General features: G+C 76.6%; 13 protein-coding genes. 4 read left to right on the top strand and 9 right to left on the bottom strand.

What is annotated here, in order from left to right; all coding sequences use genetic code 11:
* Positions 1 to 36 precede the first annotated feature (36 nt).
* Positions 37 to 2,610, top strand: a complete 2,574-nt coding sequence (locus tag ACI769_RS06185; protein WP_409141342.1) for a DEAD/DEAH box helicase — start codon at positions 37 to 39, stop codon at positions 2,608 to 2,610.
* Positions 2,611 to 2,744: 134 nt separating this feature from the next.
* Here the strand turns inward: ACI769_RS06185 and ACI769_RS06180 are convergent, their stop codons facing one another.
* The 8 genes from ACI769_RS06180 to ssd all read right to left on the bottom strand — a co-directional run bounded on the left by ACI769_RS06180 (position 2,745) and on the right by ssd (position 8,650).
* On the bottom strand, positions 2,745 to 3,113 hold the full coding sequence (locus tag ACI769_RS06180) for an Rv3654c family TadE-like protein (RefSeq protein WP_137279700.1): 369 nt from the start codon (positions 3,111 to 3,113) through the stop codon (positions 2,745 to 2,747).
* A gap of 149 nt (positions 3,114 to 3,262) precedes the next feature.
* The gene (locus ACI769_RS06175) at positions 3,263 to 3,652 is read right to left on the bottom strand and encodes a TadE family type IV pilus minor pilin (RefSeq protein WP_409141341.1); all 390 of its coding nucleotides are present in this window, start codon (positions 3,650 to 3,652) and stop codon (positions 3,263 to 3,265) included.
* Between the two features lie 4 nt (positions 3,653 to 3,656).
* Positions 3,657 to 3,863 (bottom strand): DUF4244 domain-containing protein, encoded by a 207-nt coding sequence (locus ACI769_RS06170; RefSeq protein WP_043655695.1) that lies wholly within the window; start codon positions 3,861 to 3,863, stop codon positions 3,657 to 3,659.
* 402 nt (positions 3,864 to 4,265) lie between these two features.
* Positions 4,266 to 5,069, bottom strand: a complete 804-nt coding sequence (locus tag ACI769_RS06165) for a phosphotransferase (RefSeq protein WP_409141340.1) — start codon at positions 5,067 to 5,069, stop codon at positions 4,266 to 4,268.
* Positions 5,070 to 5,172: 103 nt separating this feature from the next.
* Positions 5,173 to 5,772 carry a secretion system protein gene (locus tag ACI769_RS06160; protein ID WP_409141339.1) on the bottom strand — a complete coding sequence of 200 codons (600 nt, stop codon included), beginning with the start codon at positions 5,770 to 5,772 and terminating at the stop codon, positions 5,173 to 5,175.
* 43 nt (positions 5,773 to 5,815) lie between these two features.
* Positions 5,816 to 6,466, bottom strand: coding sequence for a hypothetical protein (locus ACI769_RS06155; RefSeq protein ID WP_043660460.1), 651 nt, complete (start codon positions 6,464 to 6,466; stop codon positions 5,816 to 5,818).
* Between the two features lie 67 nt (positions 6,467 to 6,533).
* Positions 6,534 to 7,793: a TadA family conjugal transfer-associated ATPase gene (locus tag ACI769_RS06150; protein ID WP_409141427.1), complete on the bottom strand. Its 1,260-nt coding sequence runs from the start codon at positions 7,791 to 7,793 to the stop codon at positions 6,534 to 6,536.
* 140 nt (positions 7,794 to 7,933) lie between these two features.
* The gene (gene ssd, locus ACI769_RS06145) at positions 7,934 to 8,650 is read right to left on the bottom strand and encodes a septum site-determining protein Ssd (protein ID WP_409141338.1); all 717 of its coding nucleotides are present in this window, start codon (positions 8,648 to 8,650) and stop codon (positions 7,934 to 7,936) included.
* Positions 8,651 to 8,791: 141 nt separating this feature from the next.
* On the opposite strand from ssd, the gene ACI769_RS06140 reads away from it, so the two are divergent.
* From ACI769_RS06140 to ACI769_RS06130, 3 genes are all read left to right on the top strand, one after another.
* On the top strand, positions 8,792 to 9,613 hold the full coding sequence (locus tag ACI769_RS06140) for an HAD family hydrolase (RefSeq protein ID WP_409141337.1): 822 nt from the start codon (positions 8,792 to 8,794) through the stop codon (positions 9,611 to 9,613).
* Positions 9,614 to 10,028: 415 nt separating this feature from the next.
* Complete coding sequence (locus ACI769_RS06135) at positions 10,029 to 11,501, top strand: NAD-dependent malic enzyme (protein WP_082774168.1); 1,473 nt, start codon at positions 10,029 to 10,031, stop codon at positions 11,499 to 11,501.
* A 2-nt stretch (positions 11,502 to 11,503) separates the two neighbouring features.
* Complete coding sequence (locus ACI769_RS06130; protein ID WP_409141336.1) at positions 11,504 to 12,325, top strand: RNA methyltransferase; 822 nt, start codon at positions 11,504 to 11,506, stop codon at positions 12,323 to 12,325.
* An 81-nt stretch (positions 12,326 to 12,406) separates the two neighbouring features.
* Here the strand turns inward: ACI769_RS06130 and ACI769_RS06125 are convergent, their stop codons facing one another.
* On the bottom strand, positions 12,407 to 13,123 hold the full coding sequence (locus ACI769_RS06125; protein ID WP_021483279.1) for a hypothetical protein: 717 nt from the start codon (positions 13,121 to 13,123) through the stop codon (positions 12,407 to 12,409).
* Positions 13,124 to 13,188: the final 65 nt, after the last annotated feature.

Raw genomic sequence — 13,188 nt, 5'->3', positions numbered from 1 at the left:
GCCGAAGCGTGGGCCCGAGGTGGGACACTCGGAGACGTGCTGCACGCCCCCACCACCTCCCCGCGACCGACGAGCGCGACGCTGCTCGACGTGCTGCGCGCGGGTGGGCGGCGGGACGAGCGGCTGCGGCACGTGCGCGAGCTGCCCGCGCGCCCCGGCACCCAGGGCGAGTGGCCCGCGTGGGCCGACGCGTCGCTCGTCGCCGGGTACCGGGCGCTCGGCGTGGAGCGCCCCTGGGAGCACCAGGTCGAGGCGGCCGACGCCGCGTGGTCGGGCCGGCACGTCGCGCTCGCGACCTCCACAGGCTCCGGCAAGTCGCTCGCGTTCTGGCTCCCGGCGCTCACGGCCGTGCGCGCCGACGCCGCGGCGCGCGTGCTCGACCCCGGTCGCATCGAGTCGGTCGCGCGCCGTGGTGCCGTGCTCTACCTCTCGCCCACGAAGGCGCTCGCAGCCGACCAGCTCTCCGGGCTCCAGCGCCTCCTCGACGCCGCCGGGACGCGCGACGTCCGGGTCGCGACGTGCGACGGCGACACCGGGCAGGACGAGCGCCGGTGGGTGCGCGAGCACGCCGACGTCGTGCTCACCAACCCGGACTTCCTGCACTTCGCGCTCCTGCCGCACCACCGCGGCTGGACGCGGCTGCTGCGAGACCTGCGGTACGTCGTCGTGGACGAGGGACACGCCTACCGGGGGGTGTTCGGCGCGCACGTCTCCCTCGTCCTGCGGCGCCTGCGCCGGCTCGCGGCGCACTACGCGCGCGAGGGCGACCCGCCGCCGACGTTCGTCGTCGCGTCGGCGACGACCGCCGACCCGGCGACGAGCGCGGCGCGGCTCGTCGGGGTCGAGCCCGACGACGTCGTGACCGTCGCGCGCGACACCTCCCCCGCGGGGCGCAAGACGTTCGCCCTGTGGGAGCCGCCCGTCGTGGTGGGCTTCGAGGCGTCCGCGGACGACGGTCCCGCGGAGGGTCACGACGACGACCCGGCGGTCGCGACGCCCGCCGAGGGGCCGGAGCACCCGCGCCGCAGCGCCACCGCCGAGACGGCCGACCTGCTCGCCGACCTCGTCATCGCGGGCGCCCGCACGCTCGCGTTCACGCGCTCTCGCCGCGGCGCGGAGTCCGTCGCGGTCCAGACGCAGGACAGCGTGCGCGTCGTCGACCCCCGGCTCGTGCGCCGCGTCGCCGCGTACCGCGGCGGCTACCTGCCCGAGGAGAGGCGTGAGCTCGAGGACGCGGTGCGCACCGGCGACGTGCTCGGCCTCGCGACGACCAACGCGCTCGAGCTGGGCGTCGACATCTCGGGGCTCGACGCCGTCCTCATCGCCGGCTGGCCCGGCACCCGCATGTCGGTCTGGCAGCAGGCGGGCCGCGCCGGGAGGGCGGGCGCCGACGGCCTCGTCGCGTTCGTGGCACGCGAGGACCCGCTCGACACGTTCCTCGTGCACCACCCCGAGGCGGTGTTCGACGTACCGCTCGAGGCGACCGTGTTCGACCCCGCGAACCCCTACGTCCTCGCGCCGCACCTGTGCGCCGCGGCGGCGGAGGTGCCCCTGCGGTCCGAGGACCTCGCCGCGTTCGGCACGCCCGACGTCGTGCGCGGCCTCCTCGACGTGCTCGTCGCGCGCGGCGCCCTGCGGCGCCGGGCCTCCGGCTGGTACTGGACGCACGCGCAGCCCGCGTCGGGCATGACCGACCTGCGCGGCTCCGGCGGCGCGCCCGTCCGGGTCGCCGAGGCGCGCACCGGTCGGCTGCTCGGGACCGTCGACGCCGCCTCCGCGGACGGCTCGGTGCACGACGGCGCGGTGTACGTCCACCAGGGCCGCACCTACGTCGTCGAGCACCTCGACCTCGCGGACCACGTCGCGCTCGTGCGACGGCAGGACGTCGACCACGGCACCTGGTCCCGGTCGACCACGTCCATCACGATCGTCGACGAGCCCACGGACGGGGACGTCGCGACGGGCCGCGAGGTCGTCGAGCGCAGCTGGGGTCCGGTCGGCTGGGGCTACGGCCCGGTCGACGTGTGCTCCCAGGTGGTGAGCTTCCAGCGCCGCCGCCTCCTCGACATGCAGGTCCTCGGCACGGAGACCCTCGACCTTCCCGAGCGCACGCTGCCGACGATGGCCGTCTGGTGGACCGTCCCCGCCTCCGTGATCGAGGAGGCGGGCGTCGACGCCGACGAGCTGCCCGGCGCGCTGCACGCCGCCGAGCACGCGTCGATCGGTCTGCTTCCCCTCCTCGCGACGTGCGACCGCTGGGACCTCGGCGGGGTGTCGACCGCGCTGCACGCCGACACCGGCGAGGCCACGGTGTTCGTCCACGACGCCTACCCCGGCGGGGCCGGCTTCGCCGAGCGCGGGTTCGAGCTCGGCGCGACCTGGCTCCGCGCGACGCGCGACGCCATCGCCCGCTGCCCGTGCCACGACGGCTGCCCGGCGTGCGTGCAGTCGCCCAAGTGCGGGTCGTACAACGCCCCGCTCGAGAAGGCCGCCGCCGTCCGGCTGCTCGACGCCGTGCTGGCGCACGCCCCGGCCGCCGCGACCGAGGCCGAGGCCGAGGCCGATGCCGATGCCGATGCCGCGGAGCGGACCGCAGGTCTCCCGCGATAGGGCACGGCACGTCCACAGGGTCGAGGACGAGTACCGTCCGGTCGTTGACGGCACCCGTCCCACAAAGGATCGCGCCCGCCGGTCACAACGCTCGCGCCGCCCGACGGACCGCTGCCCCTGCCGGTGGCGGTCGCTCATCGCGCGCTCGCCGGGCCGGCGCGGGCGGCGGCGGTCGCGCGGCCGAACGTGACGCCGAGGAACGTCACGCCGGCGCTCGACTCGGCATCCACCCGGACGACCCCGGCGCCCTGCTCCGTGCACGCGACGACCACGGCCCGGTTGCGCGCAGCGGCCTCGCGCGCCCGGCCGCAGGGTTCCCACCCGTCGCGGACTGCCGTCGCCGCCGCGAGCGCCGCGAGGTCAGCTCCGGTCTGCGCGGTGCCACGCGCCGCCTGCGCCTGCGCGAGCCCGGCGAGCGCGAGCGCCAGGACGAGGACCGCCGCGACGACCCCGAGCACGAGCACCGTGCCTGCTCCGTGCTCGACGTCGAGGTGGACGGCCACCCCCGGCCTCGCACCTGGCCGGCCGTCGGTCTCGGTCCCGATCGCGGTCTCGATCCCGCTTCCGGCCCGAGTCTCGGCGCCAGACCTGGTCCCGGACCCGGTCTCGGTCTCGGTCTCGGTGCGCCGTCCCCGCGGAGGCCGCGCCGCGGTCACGGCTCCGCCCACGCGACGGCCTCGCCGCTCGCGCGCAACGGCGACCCGGCGAGCCACCCGCCCACGACGGGCGTCGTGACGCGCACCTCGACCCACGGGTCGCCGCGCAGCACGCCGACCGTCGCGCCGGCTCCGGCGACCCGGAGCGCGGTCGCGCGCACGGTCGCGTCGTCCTCACCGATGGCCACCGCCCGGGCGGCGGCCCTCGCCGCGTCGGCGGAGCGCATCTGGGCGCCCGCCGCCGCGGCGAGGGTGAGGACCACGACGAGCACCAGGACGACCGCGGGCAGGGCGACCGCGAGCTCGGCCGTGACCGCACCTCGCTCGCCGCCCTCACGGACCCGACCCCTCGGCCGGCGGCTCTCCGCCCCGGCGTCCCGTCGCACGGGCTCAGCCCAGCGAGAGCGCGCTGCGCACGATGCCGAGCAGCATCTCGCGCACCTCGCCGCTCTTCAGCACGACGATGAGCAGCCCGGCGAAGCCTGCCGCCGCGACCGTCGCGATGGCGTACTCAGCCGTCGCGAGACCCGCCTCGCCGTCCTGCCCCGTGCTCGTCCCCGTCAGGCGCGCGAACGCGCGTCGCGGCTGTCGTGTCATCTCCGGCTCCCCTCGTGTGGCCCGCGTCGTGCGGGCGGTCGGGGAGACCCTGCCGGGACCTGCACCCCTGCCGCACCCCACCGCGGGGCGTCGGTGGACGGGGCTCTCAAGACGACGACCTGTGCACGGCAGCGCGCCCTCCGCCCGCGTCGACGGGCCGAGCCACCAGCACTCCGTCGCACGATCAGCACCCGGTCGACGGGTCGAGCCACCGGCACCCCGTCGCACGATCAGCACCCGGTCGACGGGTCGAGCCACCGGCACCCCGTCGCACGATCAGCACCCGGTCGACAGGTCGAGCCACCGGCAACCCGTCGCCCGAGGAGCACCCCGTCGACAGGTCGCGCGAGCAGCACCCCCGTCGACGGGTCGAGAGACCAACCCCGGCCAACCGGGGCGCGGTCAGCCCCAGGTGAGCGGGGCGAGCTCGAGGTGGAAGCGGAGCCTGCCCGGGTCGACCGGGGACCCGTAGAGCGGCGCGATCGACTCTTCCAGGGCACGCGCGTGCTCCGGCCAGGTGTCCTGGGCGTTCGCCAGGAGGAGGGAGAGGTCGGCGTGCCGGTCGGCGACCCCGAGCCGCCCGACGTCGACGAACCCGCGGAGCTCCAGCGTCTCGGGGTCGAGCAGGACGTTGGGCAGGCACAGGTCGCCGTGGCAGACCACGAGGTCCGTCGCCTGCTGCTCCCGCCGCCACGGCAGCTCGGCGATGAGTTCCGCGAGGAGGTCCGCGGGGTCACGGGACTCCTGCTCCGGCCGCAGGAACTCCGGGTGCACGCGGCCGCCGTCGACCACGTCGCGGGCGAGGGCGACCATGGCGTCGAGGCTCCGGTCGAACGGGCAGTCGGCCACGGCGAGGTCGTGGAGGGCCCGCGCCGCCGCGAGGACGCTCGTCCAGGCGCGGTCGACCTGGTCGGGGCGGACCGTGTCGGCGGGCACGCCCGGCACCGTGCGCGTCACGAGGACGGCCTGCTCCCCCGTGTCCTCCCACACCAGCACCTCGGGGACGACGATCCCGCGCTCAGCTGCCCAGAGCGCGCGGTCCCGCTCGTCCGCCAGGTCGGCCGCCTGGTCCGGGCCCACGACCTTGGCGTGCCGTGCGCCGTCCGCGCTGACGAGCACGCGGGCCGAGGACTCGCCGCTCCCGACGTCCCGCCAGGCGTCGTCCCGGAGCGCAGCAGGCACATCGGAGACAGGGGACGGGTCCATGCGGCCACCGTAGCGACCCGACTCGACACCGGCCCCGGCCCCGGCCCCGGCCCCGGCCCGAAAACAACACCGACGCCCGCCTCTGCCTCCGGACCTCCGACGCCTATCCGGAGAGCAGACCCGTCCCGAGGGAGACGAGGACCGGCAGCAGCCCGACGAGCACGAACGCGGGCAGGAAGCACGCACCGAGCGGGAGCACGAGGTGCACGGCGAGCCGTGCCGCGGCAGCCTTGGCCGCCCCGGTCCGGTCCTGGCGCGACGCCCCGGCCGCCGCCCGCAGCGACGACGCCGGAGCGGCGCCGTGCAGCCACGCGGGCCGCAGCGCGCGCTGCACGACCCCGAGCCGCGGCGGTGCACCCGCCCAGGCCCCGTCCCACGACGCCCCGAGGAGGAGCGCCGCGCCGGCGGCGCGCAATCCCGCACCGTCGCGGCCACCGACGCACGACCCGACGACGTCGAGCGCTCGCGGGATCGCCGCCCCCGACCCGACGGCGGCCGCGAGCAGCTCGAGGAGCACCCCGGTCTCGATGCCGGGTTCGCGGTCGTCGCCCCGGCGCCGTCGGCCGCCGGGGCCGTCGCCGGGATCGCCCGGCGCGGGCGCTGCCCGCCCGACGGCGACGGCGCGCCGTCCGGCCTCCGTGCGCGCGGACCACCACGGCGCCGCGCCCGCCAGGACGCAGAGCGCCACGAGGACGAGGGTCATCGGTGCTCTCCTTCTCGGGCGGGCCGCGCCGCGCGCCGCGCGGTCACCGGTCGTCCCCTGCGGTGCGCGCCCGCTCGACGAGCCGAGCTGACCACGTGCGGCCCGCGACGAGCAGCAGGACCCCGAGGAGCACGCCTGCCGTCCCGAGGCCGCCGTCGGTCGCCGTGCCGAGCGGGTCGGCGCCCAGCACGTAGCCGAGCAGCACCCCGACGACCGGGAGCCAGAGCAGCACGCGGGCGGTCGCGCGCGGTCCGGCGAGCGCCGCCTCCCGCTCGGCCCGCGCCTCGGCGTCCGCGGCCACGGACACGGCAACCTCGTCGAGCACGGTCGCCAGCGGCGCACCGAGCTCCGCGGCCAGCCGGCACGCCGCGACGAGGGCACGCGCCGTCGCCGGGCCGCCGACGTGCGGCGCGAGGTCCGCGACCCGCGGGACGCCCCCGCCGTCGACCCGGACCCCGACCGCACGACCCCACGCGACGCCCGGCGCGGCTCCGGACCGCAGGAGCGCGCCGACCTGCGTCACGACGACGCGCACGAGCTCGGGCACCGCCTGGGGTCGGGCCGGGCGGCGCAGGACGGACCACCGCACGCCGCGCGACGCCGACCGACCGACGACCTGGCGCGCCGACCGACCGCCCCGGGCCGTGGCGCACCAGACCGCGGTACCGACGAGCAGACCCACGAGGACCGTCATGCGCGCGCTCCCCCGCCGCGCACCGTCCGGGCCGCACCGGCGCGGAGGCTCCCGGCACGTCGTCGCGTCATGCGGACCACCGCCCCACGAGCTCGTCCCACGCCGGTCCCGCGACCGGCCCCGCCACGCCCGGCGACCCGTCTCCCGTCGAACCGCCGCGCGGCGACCCGGCGCCCGGCGACCCGCCTGCCGTCGACCCGCCGCCCAGCGAGCCACCGCCCGGTGACCCACCGCCCGGCGGCACGACGGTCCCGTCCCACGACCCCGCGACGTCCACGCGCAGGGCGCCGCGCTCGTCCTGCCGCACGACGCCGAGCTGCGCGAGGACGCGCCGGGTCGTGCCCGCCGTGCGGACGCGGCGCAGGTGCAGCACGACGTCGAGCCCGCCCGCGGCCTGCGCGGCGACGGCGGCCCGGTCCATCCCCGCGAGGGCCGCGAGCGCCTCCAGCCGGGCGGGGACCACCTCGACGTCGTTGGCGTGGATCGTCGCGAGGCCCCCGTCGTGGCCCGTGTTGAGCGCCATGAGCACCTCGCGGACCTCAGGCCCGCGGCACTCGCCCAGCACGATGCGGTCGGGCCGCATGCGCAGCGCGGCGCGCACGAGGTCGGCGAGGTCCACGCCGCCCGCGCCCTCGACGTTGGGCCGCCTCGCGGTGAGCGGGACGACGTGGGGATGGTCCGGGTCGAGCTCGCGCGCCTCCTCGACGCAGACGACCCGCTCGTCGGGCGGGACGAGCGCGAGGAGGGCGGCGAGGAGCGTCGTCTTGCCGGTGCCGGTGCCGCCGGAGACGAGGACGTTCGCGCGCCGCGCGACGAGTCCGCGCAGCACCGGCTCCCACGCGTGCGGGACGGTGCCGCCCGCGACGAGGTCGTCGAGCCGGAACGTCCGGGTCCGCAGGACGCGCAGCGAGACGACGGCCCCCGTCGCGCACACGGGCGCGACGACGGCGTGCAGGCGCGTCCCGTCCGGGAGGCGGGCGTCGACGACGGGCGACGCGTCGTCGAGCCGCTGCCCGCCCGCCGCGGCGAGGCGCACCGCGAGCGCCCGCACGGCCTCGGGGCCGCCGAGCGCGACCTCGACCCGTTCGAGGCCGGCGCCGCGGTCGACCCACACGTCGTCGGGCCCGTTGACGAGCACGTCCGTCACGCCGGGCTCGTCGAGGTACCGCTGGAGCGGCCCGGCCCCGAAGATCTCCGCGTGGGCCGTCCGGGTCAGCTCGCGCAGCGCGGTCGTGCCGAGCACCCGGCCCGACGCCCGCAGCGCGTCCGCGACGGCCGCGTCGCCGAGCACCTCGGTGGCGCCGCCTGGGTCGTCGCTCGACCGCACGAGGCGGTCCCGGACCCCGTCGAGCAGGGCGACCCGGCCGCGCTCGGCACGCGGCGGCTCCTCCCCGCGGCGCTGCGCCCCGTCCGCGACACCTCCGTCCCGACCACGCCCGCCGCGCGGCGCACGCGCCTCCCGCGCGCTCACCGGGCGGGCCCGAGGTAGCGCGCCGCGAGCTCGCGACCGGCCCGGACGACCGGCCCGCGCCCGACGCACGGTCCGTGGCCCCGCTCGACCGCGCCAGCGAGCGCACGGTCCCACCCGGCGGTGGCGGCGACGTCGAGCCCGACGGCGGCGGCCACCTCGGGCGGCGAGAGCCGACCGGGAGCGGGGCCGCGCACGACGAGGGCGGCCCGGCCCGGCAGACGGTCGCGCACCGCCGCGGCGCCCGCGACCCCGGCGACGTCGAGCGGGGTCACGAGGAGCACCTCGTCGCAGGCCTCGAGCAGCGACGCCCCGGCCGCGCCCGCCCCGAGGGCCGCGCGGTCGGAGTCGAGCACGAGCACCCCGGACCTCGCCGCCGTGGCCTCGGCGAGCGCGGCGACGACGTCGGCGAGCGCCGCCTGCTCCGGGCCCCCGCCGCGCTCGGTGCTGACGACCGGCACGGTGCCCCAGCGGGGCAGGCGCGCGAGGAGGTCGTCGCCGTCGATCCTGCCCCGCGCGTCGGCGAGGTCCGGCCAGCGCACGCCCGGGTCCTGCTCGACACCGAGCAGGACGTCGAGGCCCCCGCCCAGGAGGGAGAGGTCGACCAGGCACGTCGGCGCGCGCCGCCGCGCGACCGCCCGGGCCAACGACGCGGCGACGACGCTCGCCCCCGCCCCGCCGCGCGCACCGACCACCGCCACGACCGCTCCGTCCATCGCGCTCCCCCGCCCTCCGTCGACCGGGGACCACCCTGGCCCGGCGACGCGGGCCGCCGTCGGCCCGTCACCCGTCCTGGGGACGGGCCCGTCGGCGAGCGCTCCTGGGGACGGCCACGTTCCGCCGCTAGGCTCGCGACCGTGACCCCGCTCCCGGACCCGACGGACCCGCCGCGCGCCGGCCGGGTCGCCGCGTTCTTCGACCTGGACAAGACGATCATCGCGACGTCGTCGGCCGCGGCGTTCTCGCGGCCGTTCTTCGCGGGCGGGCTCATCAACCGCGGGGACGTGCTGCGCAGCGCGTACGCGCACTTCCTGTTCATGGTGGGCGGGGCCGACGCGGACCAGACGGAGCGCATGCGTGCGCACCTGTCGAACCTCGTGACCGGCTGGGACGTCGCGACCGTCTCCCGCATCGTCGAGGAGACGCTCCACGAGCACATCGACCCGGTCGTGTACGCGGAGGCGGTCGAGCTCATCGAGTCGCACCACGAGCACGGGCACGACGTCGTCATCGTCTCGGCCTCGGGGAGCGAGGTGGTGGAGCCCATCGCCGCGGTGCTCGGTGCCGACCACGCCATCTCGTCCCGGATGGCCGTCGAGGGCGGTCGCTACACCGGCGCGATCGACTTCTACGCGTACGGCGAGAACAAGGCCGTCGCCCTACGCGAGCTCGCGGAGCGCGAGGGCTACGACCTCGCGGCGAGCTACGCGTACTCGGACTCCGTGACGGACGCGCCGATGCTGAGCGCCGTCGGCCACGCGTTCGTCGTCAACCCCGACCGGACGCTGCGTCGTCTCGCCGCCGAGCACGGGTGGGGCGCGCTGACGTTCTCGCGGCCCGTCGCCCTGCGCTCGCAGCTCGCCGCGCCGACGCCGGTGCTCGCCGCCGCAGGCCTCGTCGGGCTCGGCGTCGTCGGGTGGCTCACGTGGCGGGCGTGGCGCCGCCGCTCGCGCGGCTGACCCTCTTCAGCGTCGCTGCCCGCGCGGCTGACCCGCCCGTCCGGCCCCCCGCGGACGACCGCCGAAGGGCCCGATCCGGACCTCCCGGACCAACCGCACCGGCGTGTTCGAACCCCGGTAGAACACGGTGTGGAAGAACCCCCGGAGCGCTTGCGCCCGCCGCCCCGGCGGGCTGTGATGGAAGGACAACAGCACCGCGGCGGTACCCACGCGCAGGGCAGTCCACCGAAGGACGCGCTGACCGGAGCGGACCAGGCCACGACGGCCCCCGACCCGTTGCAGCGACTTGGAGCGAGCGCGCCTGTTCACCGCCGCCGCTGGCGACCACGGCGTCCGCGAGGGCGCCGTCGTCGTGTCCGGGCTCACGCGCCCCGTTCCCGCGTCGCGGCCCGCCGGCCGGGCGATACTGGGGCCCATGACGTCAGCGCCGAGTGTCTCCTCCTCCATCACCGCCCGCCTCCAGGTCGAGGCCCGCCCCACCGCCGTGAGCGAGCTGACGACGGCGATCGAGCACACCGGGGGCATCGTCACCGCCCTGGACGTGACGGCGTCGGGCCACGAGCGCATCACGGTCGACGTCACGGTCGCGACGCGCGGCGAGGAGCACGCCGGGCAGATCGTCGAGGCGCTGCGCGCGCTCCCGGGCGTCGTCGTGGACCGCGTCTCCGACCGCACGTTCCTGCTGCACCTGGGCGGCAAGCTGAAGATCGAGTCCAAGGTGCCGATCCGCAACCGCGACGACCTGTCGATGATCTACACGCCCGGCGTCGCGCGCGTGTGCGAGGCCATCGCCGCCAAGCCCGACGACGCCCGCCGCCTGACGATCAAGCGCAACACCATCGCGGTGGTCACCGACGGGTCGGCCGTGCTCGGGCTGGGCGACATCGGCCCCCTCGCGTCGCTGCCCGTCATGGAGGGCAAGGCCGCCCTGTTCAAGCGGTTCGCGGACATCGACGCGTTCCCCATCGCGCTCGACACGACCGACGTCGACGAGATCGTGCGGACGGTGAAGGCGATCGCGCCCGTGTTCGCGGGCATCAACCTCGAGGACATCTCGGCCCCCCGGTGCTTCGAGATCGAGGCGCGGCTGCGGGCCGAGCTCGACATCCCCGTGTTCCACGACGACCAGCACGGCACCGCCATCGTGGCGCTCGCCGCGCTGACCAACGCGCTCAAGGTCGTGGGCAAGCAGCTGCCCGACGTGCGCATCGTCCTCTCGGGCGCGGGCGCGGCCGGGACCGCGGTGCTCAAGCTGCTCCTCGCGGCGGGCGCGCACGACGTCGTCGTCGCGGACATCGAGGGCGTCGTGCACCCGGGCCGCCCGGGCCTGTCCCCGTCCCTCGCGTGGACCGCGGTCAACACGAACCCGCGGCGCGTCACCGGCACGCTGCGCGAGGCCGTCGTCGACGCGGACGTGTTCATCGGCGTCTCCGCGCCGGACGTCCTCACGGGCGACGACGTCGCGCGCATGGCCCCCGACGCCATCGTGTTCGCGATGGCGAACCCGCGGCCCGAGGTCGACCCGGTCGAGGCGGCGGAGCACGCGGCCATCGTCGGCACCGGGCGCTCCGACTTCGCGAACCAGATCAACAACGTGCTCGCGTTCCCGGGCGTGTTCCGCGGCCTGCTCGACGCGCGGTCGCACCGGATCACCGACGCGATGCTGCTCGCCGCCGCCCGCGCGCTCGCGTCCGCGATCCACGAGGACCAGCTCAACCCGACCTACATCATCCCGAGCGTGTTCAACCCCGAGGTGACGACGCTCGTCGCCGCGGCGGTCGAGCGCGCCGCGCGCGAGGACGGCGTCGCCGAGCCTCCCGCCCTGACCGGCGGCCTCCCGCGCGTCGCGACCACGACGTCCGCCCCGACCACCGCCCCGGAGGCCTGAGCGTGCAGCGCGTCACGACCCGCAACGCGGCGTTCCAGCAGTGGGAGGCGCTGCTCACCAACCGCACGAAGCGGCACCGGGCGGGCGAGATGGTCGTCCAGGGGGTCCGGCCCATCACGCTCGCCGTCGAGTCCGGGTGGACCGTGCGGACGTGGCTCGTCGACGCCGACCGGTCGCTGTCGTCGTGGGCCCACGCGATGCTCGACCGGGTCCGCGCGCAGCGGTTCGCCGTGTCGTCCGCGCTCCTGCGCGAGCTCGGCGGCAAGGAGGACGAGACGCCCGAGCTCCTCGCCGTCGTCGCGACGCCGCCCGACGACCTGGGCCGGATCGGCGGCGGCGCCGTGGGCGCCGACTTCCTCGGCGTCGTGCTGGACCGGCCCACGAGCCCGGGCAACGTGGGGACGGTCGCGCGGTCGCTCGACGCGTTCGGCGGGAGCGGGCTCGTCGTCGCCGGGCACGCGGCCGACCCGTACGACCCGCGCGCCGTGCGCGCGAGCACCGGCTCGATCTTCTCCGTCCCGACGGTCCGCGTCCCCGCGGGGCGCGACGTCCTCGATTGGGTCGCCGCGCAGCGCTCCTCCGGGGTCCCGCTGACCCTGCTCGGGACCGACGAGCACGGCGACGTCGAGCTCGCCGACCACGACCTCACGGGCCCGACGCTCGTCGTCACGGGCAACGAGACCACCGGCCTCAGCGCGGGCTGGCGCGAGGCGTGCGACGTCATGGTGAGCATCCCCATGCTCGGCTCGGCGAGCTCGCTCAACGCCGCGAGCGCGACGACGGTCGTGCTGTACGAGGCCGTGCGCCAGCGCCGGGCACGCTGACGGCACGCACGGCGGCGGTCGGCGCACGCCCGACGGCGGGTGCGGCGTCCGAGGGGCGCCGCACCCGCCGTCGTCCCCGCGTCAGGACGAGCGCGGCGCCGTGCTGCCCGGAGCCCGGGTGATGTGGTGCACCGCCTGCGTGCGCAGGCCGGCCCCGTTGAACTCCTGGTAGATCTCCTTCGCCTCCTGCAGCGCCTGCTTGACCTGGTTCTTGTCGAGGTGAGCCGCGGTCAGCTGGTTCTGGTAGAGGTACAGGAACGTGTTGAAGTCGATCTTCGTCAGGTCCACCGTGGACTTGACCGCGACGAACGCGCTGATGCGCTCCATCTTCTCGTAGATGCCGCGGGCCGAGACGTTGAGGTACCACGCCTTGAGGTCCACCCGGACGATGGACAGGCCCTCGGTCACGACGTAGTACTCCTCCATCGTGCCCGTCGACGCCGACGCGCCGCCGAGGAACACGGTGAGGGCCTCGGAGATGAGGCCGCCCACCCCGTCGATGATGCTGTCCGCCGTCCCCGAGACGAACGACTTGAGCGACGACTTCACGGTGTCGGCGAGGTGCTCCGTCGACGTGGACGTGAAGGCGTGCACCTCCTTCTTGGACGCGAGGATGGACGTGATGGGCACGGTCGAGTTCGTGCCTCCCGCCCCGCGGAGCGACTCCTGGATCTTCGCCTCGAACAGCTCGGCCTTCGTCTCGCCGAGCCGGGCGAGCGACTCCACGACCTCGCGCTGCGTCTGCGCGAGCTCGTCGCTGTTGTCGAACTGCTTGACGATGTCTCTCACGAGCGACATGACTTCCTCCGATGACGTGTGGTGCGGTGTCGGAGCGCGGCGACCGCCCCGCCCCCGTGGCGCGA

This window comes from Cellulosimicrobium sp. RS, assembly GCF_046159675.1.
Taxonomy (GTDB): Bacteria; Actinomycetota; Actinomycetes; order Actinomycetales; family Cellulomonadaceae; genus Cellulosimicrobium; species Cellulosimicrobium funkei.
This window is presented reverse-complemented; position numbering and strand designations above follow the sequence as displayed.

Bases quoted from the DNA above. Each gene is read 5' to 3' on its own strand.
- ACI769_RS06170 (WP_043655695.1), bottom strand. From the start codon at position 3,863: ATGACACGACAGCCGCGACGCGCGTTCGCGCGCCTGACGGGGACGAGC.
- ACI769_RS06165 (WP_409141340.1), bottom strand. From the start codon at position 5,069: ATGGACCCGTCCCCTGTCTCCGATGTGCCTGCTGCGCTCCGGGACGAC.
- ACI769_RS06160 (WP_409141339.1), bottom strand. From the start codon at position 5,772: ATGACCCTCGTCCTCGTGGCGCTCTGCGTCCTGGCGGGCGCGGCGCCG.
- ACI769_RS06155 (WP_043660460.1), bottom strand. From the start codon at position 6,466: ATGACGGTCCTCGTGGGTCTGCTCGTCGGTACCGCGGTCTGGTGCGCC.
- ssd (WP_409141338.1), bottom strand. From the start codon at position 8,650: ATGGACGGAGCGGTCGTGGCGGTGGTCGGTGCGCGCGGCGGGGCGGGG.
- ACI769_RS06135 (WP_082774168.1), top strand. From the start codon at position 10,029: ATGACGTCAGCGCCGAGTGTCTCCTCCTCCATCACCGCCCGCCTCCAG.
- ACI769_RS06125 (WP_021483279.1), bottom strand. From the start codon at position 13,123: ATGTCGCTCGTGAGAGACATCGTCAAGCAGTTCGACAACAGCGACGAG.